At 66.9% G+C, this 17,382-nt stretch carries 15 protein-coding genes; 2 read left to right on the plus strand and 13 right to left on the minus strand.

Annotation, left to right across the window (positions count from 1 at the left end; genetic code table 11):
• Positions 1-43 precede the first annotated feature (43 nt).
• The 12 genes from rpoB to AB0I34_RS19410 form a co-directional block, all read right to left on the minus strand.
• Positions 44-3,529, minus strand: a complete 3,486-nt coding sequence (rpoB, locus tag AB0I34_RS19355) for a DNA-directed RNA polymerase subunit beta (protein WP_360446684.1) — start codon at positions 3,527-3,529, stop codon at positions 44-46.
• A gap of 264 nt (positions 3,530-3,793) precedes the next feature.
• Positions 3,794-4,567: a hypothetical protein gene (locus tag AB0I34_RS19360; RefSeq protein WP_360446685.1), complete on the minus strand. Its 774-nt coding sequence runs from the start codon at positions 4,565-4,567 to the stop codon at positions 3,794-3,796.
• Positions 4,567-5,067 (minus strand): hypothetical protein, encoded by a 501-nt coding sequence (locus AB0I34_RS19365; RefSeq protein ID WP_360446687.1) that lies wholly within the window; start codon positions 5,065-5,067, stop codon positions 4,567-4,569. The genes AB0I34_RS19360 and AB0I34_RS19365 overlap by 1 nt, the downstream gene beginning before the upstream one ends.
• A complete protein-coding gene (locus AB0I34_RS19370; protein ID WP_360446689.1) occupies positions 5,064-6,353 on the minus strand; it encodes an MlaD family protein in 1,290 nt (429 codons plus the stop codon). The genes AB0I34_RS19365 and AB0I34_RS19370 overlap by 4 nt, the downstream gene beginning before the upstream one ends.
• A complete protein-coding gene (locus tag AB0I34_RS19375; RefSeq protein WP_360446691.1) occupies positions 6,350-7,576 on the minus strand; it encodes an MCE family protein in 1,227 nt (408 codons plus the stop codon). Before AB0I34_RS19375 ends, AB0I34_RS19370 begins: the two co-directional genes overlap by 4 nt.
• Entirely contained in the window at positions 7,573-8,757 is a 1,185-nt protein-coding gene (locus AB0I34_RS19380; protein WP_360446693.1) for an MCE family protein, read from the minus strand. The genes AB0I34_RS19375 and AB0I34_RS19380 overlap by 4 nt, the downstream gene beginning before the upstream one ends.
• Positions 8,757-9,743 (minus strand): MCE family protein, encoded by a 987-nt coding sequence (locus tag AB0I34_RS19385; protein ID WP_360446695.1) that lies wholly within the window; start codon positions 9,741-9,743, stop codon positions 8,757-8,759. The genes AB0I34_RS19380 and AB0I34_RS19385 overlap by 1 nt, the downstream gene beginning before the upstream one ends.
• Positions 9,740-10,774: an MCE family protein gene (locus tag AB0I34_RS19390; RefSeq protein ID WP_360446697.1), complete on the minus strand. Its 1,035-nt coding sequence runs from the start codon at positions 10,772-10,774 to the stop codon at positions 9,740-9,742. Before AB0I34_RS19390 ends, AB0I34_RS19385 begins: the two co-directional genes overlap by 4 nt.
• Positions 10,771-12,087, minus strand: a complete 1,317-nt coding sequence (locus tag AB0I34_RS19395) for an MCE family protein (RefSeq protein WP_360446699.1) — start codon at positions 12,085-12,087, stop codon at positions 10,771-10,773. Before AB0I34_RS19395 ends, AB0I34_RS19390 begins: the two co-directional genes overlap by 4 nt.
• A 4-nt stretch (positions 12,088-12,091) precedes the next feature.
• Complete coding sequence (locus tag AB0I34_RS19400) at positions 12,092-12,922, minus strand: ABC transporter permease (protein ID WP_360446701.1); 831 nt, start codon at positions 12,920-12,922, stop codon at positions 12,092-12,094.
• A 3-nt stretch (positions 12,923-12,925) separates the two neighbouring features.
• On the minus strand, positions 12,926-13,699 hold the full coding sequence (locus AB0I34_RS19405) for an ABC transporter permease (protein ID WP_131361050.1): 774 nt from the start codon (positions 13,697-13,699) through the stop codon (positions 12,926-12,928).
• A complete protein-coding gene (locus tag AB0I34_RS19410) occupies positions 13,696-14,643 on the minus strand; it encodes an ABC transporter ATP-binding protein (RefSeq protein ID WP_360446703.1) in 948 nt (315 codons plus the stop codon). Before AB0I34_RS19410 ends, AB0I34_RS19405 begins: the two co-directional genes overlap by 4 nt.
• Before the next feature lie 300 nt (positions 14,644-14,943).
• On the opposite strand from AB0I34_RS19410, the gene AB0I34_RS19415 reads away from it, so the two are divergent.
• Positions 14,944-16,407 (plus strand): alkaline phosphatase PhoX, encoded by a 1,464-nt coding sequence (locus AB0I34_RS19415; RefSeq protein ID WP_360446705.1) that lies wholly within the window; start codon positions 14,944-14,946, stop codon positions 16,405-16,407.
• Positions 16,386-16,919 (plus strand): phosphatase PAP2 family protein, encoded by a 534-nt coding sequence (locus tag AB0I34_RS19420; protein ID WP_360446707.1) that lies wholly within the window; start codon positions 16,386-16,388, stop codon positions 16,917-16,919. The genes AB0I34_RS19415 and AB0I34_RS19420 overlap by 22 nt, the downstream gene beginning before the upstream one ends.
• Before the next feature lie 47 nt (positions 16,920-16,966).
• Here AB0I34_RS19420 and rplL read toward each other — a convergent pair whose 3' ends face one another.
• Complete coding sequence (gene rplL, locus AB0I34_RS19425; RefSeq protein ID WP_360446709.1) at positions 16,967-17,356, minus strand: 50S ribosomal protein L7/L12; 390 nt, start codon at positions 17,354-17,356, stop codon at positions 16,967-16,969.
• Positions 17,357-17,382 lie beyond the last annotated feature (26 nt).

A 17,382-nucleotide genomic window follows, 5' to 3' on the forward strand; every position in this document is an offset into this window, starting at 1 on the left:
GCGGTCTGAGTGAGTTGGTTGTTGATCTCAAGCGGCAACCCGCTCAGACCTCTTCGACACTGTTCGGCTCACGCCGGGACAGATCGATTCCCAGTTCCTCCGCAGCGCGGAAGACGTCCTCTTCGCTGTCGCGCATCTCGACCCGGCTTCCGTCGGACGAGAGCACCTCCACGTTCAGACACAGGGACTGCATTTCCTTGACCAGAACCTTGAAGGACTCCGGGATACCCGGCTCCGGAATGTTCTCGCCCTTGACGATCGCCTCGTACACCTTGACCCGCCCGACGACATCGTCGGACTTGATCGTCAGCAGTTCCTGCAGCGCGAAGGCGGCACCGTAGGCCTCCAGGGCCCACACCTCCATCTCGCCGAACCGCTGACCACCGAACTGCGCCTTACCGCCCAGCGGCTGCTGGGTGATCATCGAGTACGGACCGGTCGACCGTGCGTGGATCTTGTCGTCGACCAGGTGGTGCAGCTTCAGCATGTACATGTAGCCGACACCGACCGGCTCCGGGAACGGCTCACCCGAACGGCCGTCGAACAGCCGGGCCTTGCCCGATCCGTCGACCATCCGGACGCCGTCACGGTTCGGCAGCGTCGAGCTGAGCAGGCCGGTGACCTCCTCCTCCTTGGCGCCGTCGAACACCGGGGTGGCGACGTTCGTCATCGGAGCAGCCGAGCCGGCGCCGATCTTGATCAGCCGCTGCGCCCACTCCTCCTGGTTCTCCGGGTCGATCTCCCAGCCGCGGCTGGCGATCCAGCCGAGGTGGGTCTCGAGCACCTGACCGACGTTCATCCGGCCGGGCACGCCCAGCGGGTTCAGGATGATGTCGACCTGGGTGCCGTCCTCGAGGAACGGCATGTCCTCGACCGGCAGGATCTTGGAGATGACGCCCTTGTTGCCGTGACGGCCGGCCAGCTTGTCGCCGACCGAGATCTTCCGCTTCTGGGCGACGTACACCCGGACCAGCTGGTTGACGCCCGGCGGCAGCTCGTCGCCGTTGTCACGGTCGAAGACGCGGACACCGATGACGGTGCCCTCCTCGCCGTGCGGCACCTTCAGCGAGGTGTCGCGGACCTCACGGGCCTTCTCGCCGAAGATCGCGCGCAGCAGCCGCTCCTCCGGGGTCAGCTCGGTCTCGCCCTTGGGGGTGACCTTGCCGACCAGGATGTCACCGGTGGTGACCTCGGCGCCGATCCGGATGATGCCCCGCTCGTCCAGGTCGGCCAGCATCTCGTCGGAGACGTTCGGGATGTCCCGGGTGATCTCCTCCGGGCCCAGCTTGGTGTCGCGAGCGTCGACCTCGTGCTCCTCGATGTGGATCGAGGTCAGCAGGTCCTGCTGCACGACGCGCTGGGACAGGATGATCGCGTCCTCGTAGTTGTGACCCTCCCACGGCATGAACGCGACCAGCATGTTCCGGCCGAGCGCCATCTCGCCCTCGTCGGTGCACGGACCGTCGGCGAGCGGGGAGTTCACCTCGACACGCTGCCCCGCGTCGACCAGCGGGCGCTGGTTGATGCAGGTGCCCTGGTTCGACCGGCGGAACTTCGCCAGCCGGTAGGTCTGGTACGTGCCGTCGTCGGCGGCGATCTCGATCAGGTCGGCCGAGACCTCCTTGACCACACCGGCCTTGTCGGCCACGACCACGTCACCGGCGTCGACCGCACCGCGGTACTCCATACCGGTGCCGACCAGCGGAGCGTCGGCGGTGATCAGCGGCACGGCCTGGCGCTGCATGTTGGAGCCCATCAGCGCCCGGTTGGCGTCGTCGTGCTCGAGGAACGGGATCATCGCGGTCGCCACCGACACCATCTGGCGCGGCGAGACGTCCATGTAGTCCACGTCCTCGACCAGGGCGAGCTCGACCTCACCGTGCCGCCGGCGAACCAGCACGCGGTCCTCGGCGAGCCGGTCGTCGTCGGTCAGCGCGGCGTTCGCCTGCGCGATGACGAACCGGTCCTCCTCGTCCGCGGTCAGGTAGTCCACCTGGTCGGTGACCTGACCGGACACGACCTTGCGGTACGGCGTCTCGACGAAGCCGAACGGGTTCACCCGGCCGTACGACGCGAGCGAGCCGATCAGACCGATGTTCGGGCCTTCCGGAGTCTCGATCGGGCACATCCGGCCGTAGTGGGACGGGTGTACGTCGCGGACCTCGAAGCCGGCCCGCTCGCGGCTCAGACCACCCGGGCCGAGTGCGTTCAGCCGGCGCTTGTGGGTCAGGCCCGCGATCGGGTTGGTCTGGTCCATGAACTGCGACAGCTGGGAGGTGCCGAAGAACTCCTTCAGCGCCGCGACCACCGGACGGATGTTGATCAGGGTCTGCGGCGTGATCGCCTCGACGTCCTGGGTCGTCATCCGCTCCCGGACCACGCGCTCCATCCGGGCCAGGCCGGTGCGCAGCTGGTTCTGGATCAGCTCGCCGACGGTACGCAGCCGCCGGTTGCCGAAGTGGTCGATGTCGTCTTCCTCGACCACGATCTCGCCGGTCGGGGCGGGCAGCTCGGTCTTGCCCTCGTGCAGCGCCACCAGGTACTTGATCGTGGCGACGATGTCGTTGATCGTCAGCACCGCGGTGTCGTGCGTCTCGTCCCGGCCGAGCTTCTTGTTGATCTTGTACCGGCCGACCTTGGCCAGGTCGTAGCGCTTGCCGTTGAAGTAGTAGTTGTCCAGCAGCGCCTGGGCGGCCTCCCGCGTCGGCGGCTCACCCGGCCGCAGCTTGCGGTAGATGTCCAGCAGCGCGTCGTCCTGCCCGGAGGTGTGGTCCTTCTCCAGGGTGAGCCGGATCGACTCGTAGTCGCCGAACTCCTCCAGGATCTGTGCGTCGGTCCAGCCGAGCGCCTTCAGCAGCACGGTGACGTTCTGCTTGCGCTTGCGGTCCAGCCGGACACCGACCATGTCGCGCTTGTCGACCTCGAACTCCAGCCACGCGCCGCGCGACGGGATGATCTTGGCGGTGAAGATGTCCTTGTCCGACGTCTTGTCCGGGGTGCGCTCGAAGTACACACCGGGCGAGCGGACGAGCTGGGACACGACGACCCGCTCGGTGCCGTTGATGACGAAGGTGCCCTTGCGCGTCATCAGCGGGAAGTCACCCATGAAGACGGTCTGGCTCTTGATCTCGCCGGTCTCGTTGTTCATGAACTCGGCGGTGACGAACAGCGGAGCGGAGTACGTGACGTCCCGCTCCTTGCACTCGTCCACCGTGTTCTTCGGAGGCTCGAAGCGGTGGTCGCGGAACGACAGCGACATGGTGCCGCTGAAGTCCTCGATCGGGGAGATCTCCTCGAAAATCTCTTCCAGGCCGGAGGGGCCGGACAGTTCGGTCCGTCCCTCGGCCTCGGCGGCGGCCACACGGGCCTGCCACGTTTCGTTGCCGACCAGCCAGTCGAAACTGTCCACCTGCAGCGCAAGCAGATCCGGAACCTCGAGAGGTTCGGAGATCTTTGCGAAGGAGATGCGGCGTGGTGAGCCGGAAACGTCGGAAATGCTGTCGGACTGGGGGTTGCGCGAGGCGACCAAGGGGCGTCCTTCCACGGGCTCGCAGAAATCACTTCGGTGCTGGGAGCGCACGCCGAACCGCCCTAGTCAAGTCGAGACCCGAACCAGGGTGGAGGTTAAAGGCAGCGCAAAGCACAAGGTTACATGTTCCAGGCAAGCCTGTCCAATGGGGTCCAACACTATGCCGTCGGACCACCCTTTCCGTCAAGGACCGACCCGGTGTCTCCAGCGAGTAGATCACCCGCGAGACCTCCGGCGCCCTCCTGGTGCGGAGTCACAAAGAGACTACAGTCCGGCGATCTCCTGGACCAGCCATCGGCCGTCCTTTCGGACCATCGTGAACCTCGTCCGGTTGAGGTCGACCCGGGGACTACCCTTCGTGATCGTGCTGGTGGTGGTCTGGTTCACGAAGATGATCAGCGTGACCCGGTCGGCGTTCCCGTCCCGGACCCCGACCTCGCGGACGTCGGCCTTGACCGTCGCCTTGGTCTTGGTGGCCAACTCACCGGCCACCTTCGCGGTCTCGTCGAACTTGGCGGCGAAGTCCGGGGTCATGGTCGACCGGGCCGCGGCGAAGCTCTTGTCCAGGTCGCGGTAGTCGTAGCTGAGCGCGGTCTCGGCCGCTTTCCGGCCGGCCGCGGCGGCCTGGTCCCGGGCGTCCTCGGCCTGCTTGCCTTGCCACGCCTTGATCCCGAGCACCGCCCCGACGGTCAGCACGAGTACGACGACCACCGCAAGCACCACGGACAGCACCACGCCCAGGCCGCGCTTGCCGGTGGCCACCTGATCCTGGACGACCCGGTGGCCGTGCTGCTCGGCCGACTCGCCCGTTTCCGGGTCCAGGACGGACAGCTTGAAGGCCTCGTCGTCACTCCAGGTAGCCAATTCGCCGTCATCGACGACCCGGACGGTCACCTCGGGCTGATCCGATGTGGCGGGGCTCACACCCTCGGCGACCGCTGCGCTGTCGTTCGTTGTCAGGTCGTCCGCGGCGGGCGTCGTACCCGGGGTACGGCGCTGGCCCGCGATCCGGGGGCGGTTGCGGGAACGGTCCGGCATCAGCCCACCACCTGGAGGTCGGCGGTCAGCCAGTGGTCGCTGTCGCGCACCATGTCCAGCTTGATCCGGTAGCGGCGCTCCACTCCCTGGGTGGAGGCGGTGTTGGTGACGACCGCGTTCACGATCACCAGCACCTGGGCGGAGTCCTTATCGTTCGAGACCACCGCGGCCTCCTTCACGTCACCCTTGGAGGTCGCCTTGTTGGTCAGCACCTCGGCCTTCACCGAGTCGGTGCCGGCCTGGAACTCCTGTTTGAACTGACCGGTGGAGTCGTCCAGCACCCGCTTCGCGTCGGCATCCCACGTCTTGTAGTCGTACGTCGTGAAGTCCAGCGCCAACTGCCGGGCGGCCTTCATCGCGCCGTCGCGCTGCGAGTCGCCGGCCCGCTGCTTCTGCAGTGCGATCACCGACAGCGTCGTACCCGCCAGCGCCACCACGAGCAGAACGCTCAGCGCCCACGCCAGAATCAAAGGTCCCCGCCGGGACTTACCAGAAGTCACTTGCCGGTCACCGGTCCAAGGATGAGAGCTTTCCAGGAGTCGCTGCCGAGCAGCTCCTCCTGGCCACCGGTCGAGCCGAGGACGATCTCCGGCATGCCGCCGGAGCCGCCGGCGGCGCCGGTGGTCGGGTCGTAGCCGATGCCGTAGCCGGTCCGGTTCCGGTCGCCGCGGGTCGACGGGCTCGGCTTGTTCTGCGAGCCGCGGACGTTCACGTCCGTGGACGGCTTCGCGGTGCACCCCGCCTTGTTGTTGGCCGGGATGTTGGTGAGATCCTGCGGGACCCGCTGGTTCGTGCTGCCGTAGCCGGCCCGGCACGCGGGCGGGTCGAAGCCGAGCACCAGGCCGAAGTGCGCGTCGTAGTGCCCGTCGGCGTTCTTGGCGGGTACGACGTACCCGCCCATCGACACCGCCGGGTACACCACCAGCAGCTGCTCGACGGCGTCCAGCCGGACCGCGGTCATCTCGCTCACCGTCAGCAGGTTACCGAGCAGCACCGCGATGTCCGCCCGGTTGTCCTGGATCAGTCCGGTGATCTGCTGCGACGCGAGCGAGCCCTGGTCGATCACCTGGCGCAGATCCGCGTCCGAGCTGACCAGGGTGTCGGACAGCAGCGCGAGATTCTTCGCCCAGGTCTTGATCGCGTCGCCGCTGGCGACCTGGGTGGCCAGCACGGTGTCGCCGTCGTTGATCAGCTTGATCGTCTGCAGGATGTTGGCGTCCGCGTCGTCGATCAGCGTGCCGGAGCTGTCGATGATCCGCTGCAGGTCGGTGCCGCGGCCCTTCAGCGCCGCGCCGAGCTCGCGGACCGTGGTCTGCAGGCTCTTCTTGTCGACCGAGTTGACCAACTGGTCCAGGTTCAGCAGCAGTTCGGTGGTGTCGATCGGGATCGCGGTGTCCGCGCGGGCGATCGTGGAGTTGTCGCGGAGGTACGGGCCACCGTCGCGCCGCGGCTGCAGGTCGACGTACTGCTCGCCGATCGCGGACCGGTTCGCGACCACCGCGAGCAGGTCGCTGGGGATCTTCGTGTTCTTCTCGATGTCGAGGTTCACCTCGACGCCGTCGGACAGCAGCTTGAGTTCGCCGACCCGGCCGACCGGCTGGCCGCGGTACGTCACCTCGGCGCCGGTGAAGATGCCGCCGGACTCGGCGAAGCTGGCGCTGACCGTGTAGTCCTCGTCGAAGAACAGCTTGTCCACCTGGGCGTACTTCGCACCCACGAAGGCGACACCGACGACGGTGATCAGCAGGAACACCATCAACTGGATCCGGACCGCTCTGGTGATCACTTCGCCACCCCCGGCATCAGCGCCCGGGCCAGGTCGGGATCGAGCCCGGGCCGGTTCAGCTTCGGCGTACAGACCGGCAGGCCGAGCAGCGAGATGCAGCTCGTCGCCGTCCCGGTCGGGACCGGAAGCGCCGGCAGGCCGTTGCCCTGCGGGTTGGTCGAGTTGTGCAGCGGGATGCTCAGCCCGGGCAACGGGATCGACGCGGGCCCGCCGGTCGGCAGCTTGAGACCCAGCAGACCTTGCAGTGCCTTCTGCGTGTTCACGTCCAGCGTGATCCCGAGGTTGGTGAAGTCACCGCCGACCGCCTTGGCCGCGCCGTCCGGGAACGGGTAGGTGAACAGCAGCTCGAGCGACTTCGGCAGGTCCTCCCCCGCCTGGGCCAGCTTGGTCAGGATCGGGTACAGCGACTGCAGGTTCGCGACCAGGTCCTTCTGGGACGCGGTGATCACCCGGGTCGCCGTGTTCCCCAGCGTCGCCAGGGCCTGCAGCGTCTTGACCAGGGCCGCCCGCTGCTTGTCCAGCGTCGCGATCGACTTCGGCAGCGAGTCGATCGCGGTGGCCAACGTCGCCTTCTGGGCGTTCAGCTTCTTGGCCAGCGCGTCGACCGCCGTGATCGCGGTGACGATCCGCTGCTTGTTCTGATCCAAGGTGCCGACGAACGTGTTCAGCTGGGTCAGCACGCTGCGGATGGCCGGCTCGTTGCCGGTCAGCGCCTTGTTCAGCTCCTGGGTGATGATCTGCAGCTGAGCCACACCGCCACCGTTCAGCAGCAGCGACAGCGCCGACAGGACTTCCTCGACCTCGACGTTGCTGGTGGTCCGCGACAGCGGGATGAGCTCGCCGTTGTCCAGCTTCCCGCGCGGCTTCTCCGACCCGGTCGGCGGAGCGAGCGAGACGAACTTCTCGCCCAGCAGGCTGGTCTGCCGGATCGTCGCCCGCGCGTTGTCCGGCAGGTCGAGGCTCTTCGGCAGCTTCAGCCGGACCTTCGCGACGTACCCGTCCAGCCAGACCTTCTCGACCGTGCCGACGGTGACGTCGTCCACCTTCACCGACGACTTCGGCACCAGGTCCAGTACGTCGGCGAACTCGACCGTCACGGTGTACGACGGTCCCTTGATCTTCGCGCCACCGGGCAGCGGCAGCGAGTACACGCTGAAGTCGCACCCGGTCAGCACCATGGCCAGACCGAGCACTCCGGCGACGATCTTCGTACGGCGTCTCATCGGACCAGCCCCCCGAGGGTCGGGTCGACCGGGTCCGGGCTCGACAGCTTCGGGGCCGGCGCCGGCGCCCACGGCGTACCGGCCGGGCCGCCGCTCGGCGGAGCGCCGGTGATCTGGCTCAGCAGCGGCAGCTTCGGCAGCGCGGCGAGGACAGGCTTGAGCGCCGAGCAGGTCGAGAGCGGCTGGTTGGCCTGCAGCAGCAGCGAGCAGATGAACGTCGCCGGATCGTCCAGCTGGGCCAGGTTGATCCGCTGGTCCAGCGTGCCGAACTGCGGGTTGTAGATCCGGGCCAGGTTGCCCAGGCCGAGCGGAGCCGTGTCCAGCACCTCGGCCAGCGCGGCCTTCTCCTTGACCAGGATCTGCGACAGGTCGGTCGCGCCGGAGACCGTTGTCTTCACCAGCGTCCGGTTGTCCTTCACGAACGTCGCGACCTCGCCGAGTGCGGTCGCCAGCAGCGACAGCGACGACGCCAGGTCCTTCCGCTCGCCGGCCAGGGTGGTCGAGGTGGCGGCGAAGTTGGTGTTGAACTGCTTCACCAGTTGATCGTTGGCGGCCAGCGCGGACACGAACGTCTGCAACTGCCGGATGGTCGAGAACAGGCTCTGCGAGTTGCTCGCCAGCGTCCCGGTCAGCTTGGACACGTCCGTGATCGTCTGGTTCAGCTTGGCGCCCTGGCCGTTGAGGTTCTGCGCGGACACGTCCAGGAGCCGGGACAGCGCGCCCTGGTCGTTCGCGCCCTTCGGCCCGAGTGCGACGGACAGGTCGTTCAGGCTCTGGTAGATCTGGTCCAGCTCCAGCGGCACGGCGGTCCGGTCCATCGGGATCTCGGCACCATCGGCCATCACATCACCCTTGGAGTACACCGGAGTGAGCTGGAGGTACCGGTCGGCCACGATCGACGGCGCGGCGATCACCGCCTTGGCGTTGGCCGGCACCTTGTGCTCGGCCTCCCACCAGAACTTCACCCGGACCGACCGGCCGGCCGGGGTGACGCTCTCCACCTCGCCGACCTTGATCCCGAGGATCCGTACGTCGGAACCGGGGTACACCGACACCGCACGCGGGAAGTACGCCGTCGCGGAGACCCGATCGGCCTTCGGCCACAGCGAAATGACGGTGACCGTGACGATCACCAGGACGACCGCCATCGCGACCAGGCGGGACAGTGACGCGAGCTTCATCAGCCGCCACCTCCGACCTTCGGCAACGGGATCTCCGGCACCGGAACCAGGTTCTCCACGTAGGTGTCGAACCACGGGCCGGTGCCCAGGGTGTTCGTGAACAGCTTGACGAACGGCGCCAGCCCGCGGATGCTCGCGTCCAGGTCGTTCTGGTTCTTCAGCAGCGTGGCCAGTACGGCGTTGACCTTCTGCAACGTCGGTGTCAGGTCCTTGCGGTTCTCCCGGACCAGCGCGGTGATCTGCGCGGACAGCTTCTGCGTCGAGACCAGCAACTGGTGGATCAGTGCCCGCCGGGCCTGCACGGCTTGGAAGACCGAGTTGCCGTCCTTCAGCAGCTTGATCAGCTGCTGGTTGCGGTCGGCAAGGACCTTTGTGACCACGTTCGAGTGCTGCAGCAGCAGTTTCAGCTGCTCGTCCCGCTTGGCGACGTTCTGAGACAGCCGAGACAGGCCGGTCAGCGACGCCTGCACCTCGTCCGGCGTGTTCTTGAACGTCGCCGACAGCGTGTCGAGGGCCTTGGCCAGCTGCGTGGTGTCGATCCGCTCGGCCGTGTTCGCGAGATCCGTGAACGCGTCCACCACGTCGTACGCCGAGACGGTGCGGTCCAGCGGGATCTCGGATCCGGCCTTCAGCTCGCCCTTGCCGGCCGGGTTCAGCTTCAGGTACTTCTGGCCGAGCAGGGTCTTGATCTTCATCTCGGCCCCGGTCTGGTCACCGAGCTTCACGCCCTTGTCCACCACGAAGTCGACCCGCACATGCGTGCCCTCGAGCTCGACCTTGCGCACCTGCCCGACGCGGACGCCGGCGACCCGGATCTCGTCGTTCGGCTTCAGGCCACCGGCCTCGGAGAACTGCGCGGCGTACTTCGTCCCGCCACCGATCAGCGGCAGGTCCTGCGCCTTGAACGCGGCCAGCATGATCAGCCCGATCACGGTCAGGCCGATCACGCCGACGGTCACCTGGTTCTGCTCACGGAACGGCTTCATGGCTTGGTGCACCTCGCCGAGTTGTTGTCGTAGGCAACGGGGATGCGGGTCCCGGTCGGCAGGGTGACGTTGCCGTCGAAGTTGCACAGGTAGAAGTTGAACCAGGAGCCGTACGACGCGGTCCGGGTCATCGTGTTCAGCTTCCCCGGCATGTTCTGCAGCGTCTTGACCCAGATCGCCTGGGTGTCGTCCAGGGTGGTGGCGACCGCGCGGATCTTGTCCAGATCCGCCTTGATCGGCACCCGGGTCTGCTGCAGCAGGCCGGCCGTCTTGGTGTTCAGCGAGTTGATCGAACCGAGCGAGTTCAGGATCGGGTTGATGTCCTGGCTCAGCCCGGTGATGAACTGCTGCAGGTTCACCAGCAACTGGGAGAAGTTCTGCTGCCGCTGGGAGACGATCTGCAGCGTCGAGGTCAGGTTGGTGATCAGGTCACCGATCACCTGGTCCGCGTCGGCCAGCGTGGTGGTCAGCGACGCCGTCTTGGCCAGCAGCGACTCGATCGTGCCGCCCTCGCCTTGCAGCACCTTGATCACCTCGAACGCGAACTGGTTCACGTCCGCCGGCGTGAGCGCGGTGAACAGCGGCTTGAACCCGTTGAACAACACCGACAGGTCCAGCGCCGGAGCCGTGCGCTCCTTCGGGATGACGGCGTTCTTCTTCATCCGGTCGCCACCACCGACGCCGTCGGTGAGCGCGATGTAGCGGTTGCCGACCAGGTTCCGGTAGCGCAGCGTCGCGTGCGTCGAGGCGTCGAGGATCTGGTCGGAGTCGACGCTGAAGGTCACCATCGCCAAGGTGTCCTGGTACAGCGCGATCTTGTCGACCTGACCGACCTTCACGCCGGCGATCCGGATGTCGTCACCCTTGTTCAGCCCGACCGCGTCGGTGAACACGGCGCGGTACTTCGTCGTCGCGTTGAAGGTGATGTTCCCGATCGTCACCGCCAGCAGCGCGGTCGCCACCGTCGTCACGACCACGAAGATCGCCAGCCGCACGGTGTCGATCGAGGTCTTCTTGTCGAGGAGTTTCATTTGAGATTCACCTGGCCTCCCCGGAGGAGGGGGCCGACCATGAGGGTGGTCAGATCGGGTACGTCGGTGGCCGAGACGCCCATCGCGGGGCCGACGACCGAGTCGATCACCTGCTGCTCGGCCGGCGTACCGACGCCGCCGGTGTCCAGGTCGAAGCCCGGCACCGCCCGGTTCAGCTGCAGGTTGAGCGGGAAGCGCTGGTTCTTGTTGTGGTCGCCGATCACGCCGTCGTCACCGGTGACGTACGGCGCGGGGTTCTGCTGGGTGTACGGACCTGGATTCGCACCGGGGTGACTGTAGTTCTTGCCGACACAGGTCGGCCCACGGTGGTCCTTGTACGCCGGCAGTTCGTTCGGCGCGTAGGGCGTCGGCTGGTTGGTGATCAGCTCGAGGTTGATGTTCAGCCTGCCGTCGCGGAACGTGTCGTTGAGCCTCGGGGCGGTCTCGGTCATCACCTTGAGGAAGCACGGCATCTCGGGCGAGTACCGCTCCAGCAGATCGAGCACCGGCCGGCTCACCTCGCCGAGCCGGATCACCTTGTCCTCGTTCTGCTTCAGGAACGTGTTCGTGGTCGAGGACAGGCCCTGCACGTCGACGAAGAACTTCTGCAGCTGCGCCTGCTTCTCCACCACCGTGTTGCCGGTGACGGTCAGGTTGCGCAGCGCCCGGACCAGGTCCGGCGTGGCATCGCCGTACAGCTCGGAGACCTGGGTGAGCTTGGTCAGTGCGTCCATCAGCTTCGGGACGTTCGGGTTCAGCTTCTTCAGGTAGCCGTCCAACTGGGTCAGCGTGCCGCCGATCTCGGCGCCGCGACCCTCGAGCGCGGTGGCCAGAGTGTTCAGCGTGGCGTTCAGGTCGGCCGGGTCGACCGCCTGCAGCAGCGGCAACGCGTCGTTCAGCACCTTCTCGATCTCGATGCCGACCGCGGTCTTGTCCCGTGAGATCACGTCTCCGGCGCGGATGTGGCGACCCTCGGAGCCCTCCGGCGGCACCAGGGCGACGTACTTCTCACCGAACAGCGTCTTCGGCAGGATCCGGGCGCTGACCGCGCTCGAGATCTCGCCGATCTGGTCCGGCTTGAGCGCCAGGTTCACCGTCGCCTCGTCGCCGTCGGTGGAGACGCTGCGGACCTCGCCGACGATGATGCCGCGCAGCTTCACGTCGGCGTGCTCGTTCAACTGCAGGCCGATGTGGCTGGTCTTGAGCTCGACGTCGACCGTCTTGGTGAAGACCTTGGCGTAGAACGCGTACGTCAACCAGAGCAGGAAGCAGAGCACGCCGATGAAAGCGACCCCCAGGACTCGTCTCGTCATGCCGTCACCCCGCCAGCCTGACGGTGGTCGTCGTACCCCAGATTGCCATCGAGAGCAGCAGGTCGACGACGTTGATGACGACGATGGAGGTCCGGACCGCACGACCGACCGCGACGCCCACACCGGCCGGACCGCCGGTCGCGTGGTAGCCGTGGTAGCAGTGCACCAGGATCACCAGGACGGAGAACACCAGCACCTTGCCGAACGACCACAGCACATCGCCGGGTGGCAGGAAGAGATGGAAATAGTGGTCGTACGTGCCCGTACTCTGCCCGTAGAACGTGGTCACGGTGAGCCGGGTGGCGAAGTACGACGCGAGCAGGCCGACGACGTACAGCGGGATGACCGCGACCAGGCCGGCGATGATCCGGGTGGTGACCAGGAACGGCAGCGACGGGATGGCCATCACCTCGAGGGCGTCGATTTCCTCGCTGATCCGCATCGCGCCCAACTGCGCGGTGAAGCCGCAGCCGACGGTCGCGGCCAGCGCGATCCCGGCGATCAGCGGGCCGATCTCACGGGTGTTGATGTACGCGCTGACGAACCCGGCGAAGGCCGACGTACCGATCTGGTTGAGGGCGGAGTAGCCCTGCAGGCCGACCTCGGTGCCGGTGAAGAAGGCGAGGAACGTGATCACGCCGACGGTGCCGCCGATCACCGCGAGGGCGCCGGTGCCCAGCGTCACCTCGGCCAGCAGCCGGAGGATTTCCTTGCGGTACCGGGTGATCGACTTGCCCGACCAGGCCAGCGCCTTGATGTAGAACGAGAGCTGCTCGCCCAGCCGGTCGAGCGAGTGCAGCGGCTTCTTCACCAGGGTGTCGACGAGGGCTGACATTCTTCAGGCCCCCTTCGGCGGAACGAGCTGGAAGTAGATCGCGGTCATCGAGAAGTTCGCGACGAACAGCAGCATGAAGGTGATCACAACAGACTGGTTCACCGCGTCGCCGACACCCTTCGGCCCGCCGCCCGCGTTCACTCCCTTGTACGACGCCACGACCGCGGCGATGAATCCGAAGACCAGGGCCTTCGCCTGCCCCTGCCACAGGTCGGGCAGGTGAGCCAGCGCGGTGAACGAGGCTATATAACTACCTGGCGTGCCGTCCTGCAGGACGACGTTGAAGACGTAGCCGCCCATCACGCCGACCACGCTGACGAAACCGTTCAGGAAGAACGCGACCAGCATCGTCGCCAGCACCCGCGGCACCACCAGCCGCTGGATCGGGTCGATGCCGAGCACCATCATCGCGTCCAGTTCCTCGCGGATCTTCCGCGAGCCCAGGTCCGCGCAGATGGCCGAACCGCCGGCGCCTGCAATCAGTAGCGCGGTCGCGATCGGCGACGCCTCCCGGACCACGGCCAGTACGGCGGCCGACCCGGTGAAGGCCTGCGCGCCGAACTGCTTGATCAGCCCGCCGACCTGCAAGGCGATCACCGCACCGAACGGGATCGCGACCAGGGCGGTCGGGATGATCGTCACGCTGGCGACGAACCACGCCTGCTGAAGGAACTCCCTCAACTGGAACGGCCGGCGCACCGAGGCGCGGGCAGTGTCGAGGGCGAAGGAGAACAGCGAGCCGGCATGCTTCAGCGGGGCGGTCGCGGAAACAGTCACGTCGCGCCCACCCTCGTGTCCGCGAACGAACCGGGTGGCGGGGCGATGCCGTTCTCCCGGCACCACTCACCCGGCGGGCGTTGCGTCGCCCGGAGCATGCCGCTGCTCGGCAGCTGCTGGATCGGGATGGGCGGCAACGGCGGAAGCTCCTGGCCGGCCTCGGCGGCCAGCTCGTCGGCGTCCTTCTCCTCGGACATACCGATCGGGCCGATCATCTGCGCGTTCAGGAACTGCCGGATGACCGGCTCCTCGCTGGACAGCAGCATCTCGCGCGGTCCGAACATGGCCAGATGCCGGTGGTACAGCATGCCGATGTTGTCGGGCACCGTCCGCGCGGTGTTGACGTCGTGGGTGACGATCAGGAACGTCGCGCCGAAGGCCTCGTTGAGGTCGATCATCACCTGGTTCAGGAACGACGTACGGACCGGGTCCAGACCGGAGTCCGGCTCGTCGACCAGCAGGATCTCGGGGTCCAGCACCAGCGCGCGGGCCAGGCCGGCCCGCTTGCGCATACCGCCGGAGATCTCGCCGGGCAGCTTCTTCTCCGCGCCGACGAGGCCGACCATCTCCATCTTCTCCATCACGATGGAGCGGATCTCGGACTCGGACTTCTTGGTGTGCTCGCGGAGCGGGAACGCGACATTGTCGTACAGATTCATCGAGCCGAACATCGCGCCGTCCTGGAACAGCACGCCGAACAGGCGGCGGATCTCGTACAGCTCGCGCTCGCTGCAGGTCGCGATGTCCGTGCCCTCGATGTAGATGTGGCCCCTGTCCGGCTTGAGCAGACCGATCAGCGTCTTGAGGAACACCGACTTTCCGGTGCCAGACGGGCCGAGCATGACGCAGATCTCGCCGGCAGGCAGCGTCAGGGACACGTCGCCCCAGATCAGCTGGTTTCCGAAGGACTTGGTGAGACCTTCGACGCGGACTTCTACGCCCACCGGTCCTCCTCACGGGAAGTCTGTCAGGCCCCGAACCGACGAGTTTCTGCCCGGTCCAACGAGGCACGGTTGCCTAGGTTACGCACGAGTACGGTTTTGCGTAAACCCCCGCATGTCAAGCGACGGTGACCGCTTGGTCACGCTCCGGTCACGTCGATCACAATGCGTCGATCGGCCAACACGGAGTGCTGATAGGCACACGGCACCGGCGATCTTAGCGGCTGCCCGAGGTCTGTCCGGACCGCGACCCGAAAGTTAGCGTCGATCAAAGGTTTCGCACGGCCATGGAGGGGACGACGCATGAGCATCGAACGACGAACATTCCTGAAGGGCAGTGCGGCCGTCGCGGGCGGGGTGTTCGCGGCCGGGCCGTTCCAGGGATTCGTGGCCCAGCAGGCGGTCGCGTCGCCGCAGAGCGGTGCGCCGTTCCGGGCGCTGCGGGCGATTCCGGATCGGCGCGACGGCAAGGTCCGGCTGCATCTGCCGGAGGGCTTCAACTACCGGTCCTTCCACGACACCGAGTTCCCGGTCGTGCTGACCGACGGTACGAACCTGCCTGGACGGCACGACGGCATGGGCGCGTTCACCCGGCGCAACGGCAACATCGTGCTTGTCCGCAACCACGAGCTGAACAACCCCGGTACGCCGTTCGGTCCGGGGACGCCGTACGACACGATGGCACAAGGCGGGACGACGACGATCGAGGTGACGCGATTCGGCGAAGTGGTCGACGCCTACACCAGCCTGAACGGCACGATGATGAACTGCAGCGGCGGAATCATGCCGTGGGGCAGCTGGATCACGTGTGAGGAAACGGTGAACGGGCCCGACGTAGGACCCGATTTCACCGGCGCGCCGAACGTGGCGCTGACCAAACCGCACGGTTTCGTCTTCGAGGTCCCGGCCCGCGGCCAGTCCGAGCGCGAGCCGATCACCCACGCCGGCCGCTTCGCGCACGAGGCCGTCTCGTTCGATCCCAGGGACGGGTTCCTCTACCTGACCGAGGACAACTTCGCGTTCCCGTCCGGGTTCTTCCGCTATCGCCCACCGCGCAACCCGACGAAGCATGGGCGGATCGAGGACGGCGGCCGGTTGCAGATGCTGGCCGTCAAAGGCCGTCCGAACCTCAACCTGGCCGCGGAACAGCCGAGGCGGGCGACGTACGACGTCACCTGGGTCGACATCGACGACCCGGCGCCGGCGTTCCCGTACACACCAGGGCAGACCGCGCCGACGACTAACGACCAGGCGCTCGTGTACGTCGGTGACCAGGGTCGTGCGCAGGGAGCGGCGTACTTCTCCCGGCTGGAAGGACAGGTGTACGACGACAACGTCGTGTACTTCTGCTCGACGCAGGGTGGTGGCGCGGCGGAGACCGGACCGGATCCGGTCGGTGGGTACGGCAACGGGTTCGGCCAGATCTGGGCGTACCACACCCGGGCGCGGAAGCTGCAGCTGATCTATCAGTCGCCGAACCGGGCGACGCTGGACTTCCCGGACAACGTGACGACCAGCAGGCGCGGGACCCTGGTGGTCTGCGAGGACAACACCGAGGACAACTACCTGCGTGGCCTGTCGCGGGGCGGCCAACTGTTCGACATCGCGCTGAACCGGCTGACCAGCAGCACCGGGGTGGACCGCTCCGGGGACGAGTTCGCCGGTTCCACCTTCAGCCCGGACGGCCACACGTTGTTCGTCAACATCCAGGCCAGTCGCGGCATGTCGTTCGCCATCTGGGGCCCATGGCACCGGATCGGCGTCTGACGGACGTCGAAGAAGACCTCCTGCTCTGGCTGCACGACGACGCGACGGTTGCCCGGCTCATCAGCGACCTGACCGAACTGGAACCACTTGCAATCGTCGCAGTCGTCGTCCTGGTTGTGCTGCTGGTCCTACGCCGGTCGACGGACGCGGTGTTCTTCGCGGCCGGGGTCGGCGTCGTGTGGACGGTGAATCCGCTGCTGAAGCAGCTCGTCGGGCGGTCGCGACCGGATCTCTGGCCGTTGCCGCCGGACGTGTCGGAGTACAGCTTCCCGAGTGGTCACGCGGCGAACACCGCGGCTCTGGTCGGTGCACTGGTGCTGATCCTGTACCGACGACCGGCCGCGGTTCTGCTGGGAGGGGCTGTTCTCCTGGCGGTCGGATGGTCGCAGTTGGCGCTTGGACGGCACTATCCGACCGATGTGCTCGCGGCGTGGGTCTGGGCACTGACGTGGGTCTGGGCGCTGACGCGGGTCGGGATGCTCCGGAACGTGACGAAGGGCGGTCCTGGGTAGGACCGCCCTTCGGCGTACTGCTGGGTGTGCGGCTGATGCCGCACAGGTCACTTCAGGGTGACGGTGGCGCCGGCGCCCTCGAGGGCCTCCTTGGCCTTCTCCGCGGCAGCCTTGTCGACCTTCTCCAGGATCGGCTTCGGAGCCGCCTCGACGAGGTCCTTGGCCTCCTTCAGACCAAGGCTGGTGAGACCGCGCACCTCCTTGATGACCTGGATCTTCTTGTCGCCGGCGCTCTCGAGAACGACGTCGAACTCGTCCTGCTCCGCGGCCTCCTCGGCAGCGGCGGCCGGGGCACCCGGAGCAGCGGCGGCAACGGCGACCGGAGCAGCGGCGGTCACGCCGAACTCCTCCTCGAACGCCTTAACGAACTCCGAGAGCTCCAGCAGGGTCAGTTCCTTGAACTGGCCGAGCAGCTCTTCGGTGCTGAGCTTCGCCATGGTGGCGGTCCTTCCTGATACTGGTA

The organism is Kribbella sp. NPDC050281, assembly GCF_040655855.1.
GTDB lineage: Bacteria > Actinomycetota > Actinomycetes > Propionibacteriales > Kribbellaceae > Kribbella.

Excerpts from the sequence above, each read along its gene's own strand:
- AB0I34_RS19360 (WP_360446685.1), bottom strand. The coding sequence starts at position 4,567 with ATGCCGGACCGTTCCCGCAACCGCCCCCGGATCGCGGGCCAGCGCCGT.
- AB0I34_RS19375 (WP_360446691.1), bottom strand. The coding sequence starts at position 7,576 with ATGAGACGCCGTACGAAGATCGTCGCCGGAGTGCTCGGTCTGGCCATG.
- AB0I34_RS19380 (WP_360446693.1), bottom strand. The coding sequence starts at position 8,757 with ATGAAGCTCGCGTCACTGTCCCGCCTGGTCGCGATGGCGGTCGTCCTG.
- AB0I34_RS19385 (WP_360446695.1), bottom strand. The coding sequence starts at position 9,743 with ATGAAGCCGTTCCGTGAGCAGAACCAGGTGACCGTCGGCGTGATCGGC.
- AB0I34_RS19390 (WP_360446697.1), bottom strand. The coding sequence starts at position 10,774 with ATGAAACTCCTCGACAAGAAGACCTCGATCGACACCGTGCGGCTGGCG.
- AB0I34_RS19395 (WP_360446699.1), bottom strand. The coding sequence starts at position 12,087 with ATGACGAGACGAGTCCTGGGGGTCGCTTTCATCGGCGTGCTCTGCTTC.
- AB0I34_RS19400 (WP_360446701.1), bottom strand. The coding sequence starts at position 12,922 with ATGTCAGCCCTCGTCGACACCCTGGTGAAGAAGCCGCTGCACTCGCTC.
- AB0I34_RS19415 (WP_360446705.1), top strand. The coding sequence starts at position 14,944 with ATGAGCATCGAACGACGAACATTCCTGAAGGGCAGTGCGGCCGTCGCG.
- AB0I34_RS19420 (WP_360446707.1), top strand. The coding sequence starts at position 16,386 with ATGGCACCGGATCGGCGTCTGACGGACGTCGAAGAAGACCTCCTGCTC.
- rplL (WP_360446709.1), bottom strand. The coding sequence starts at position 17,356 with ATGGCGAAGCTCAGCACCGAAGAGCTGCTCGGCCAGTTCAAGGAACTG.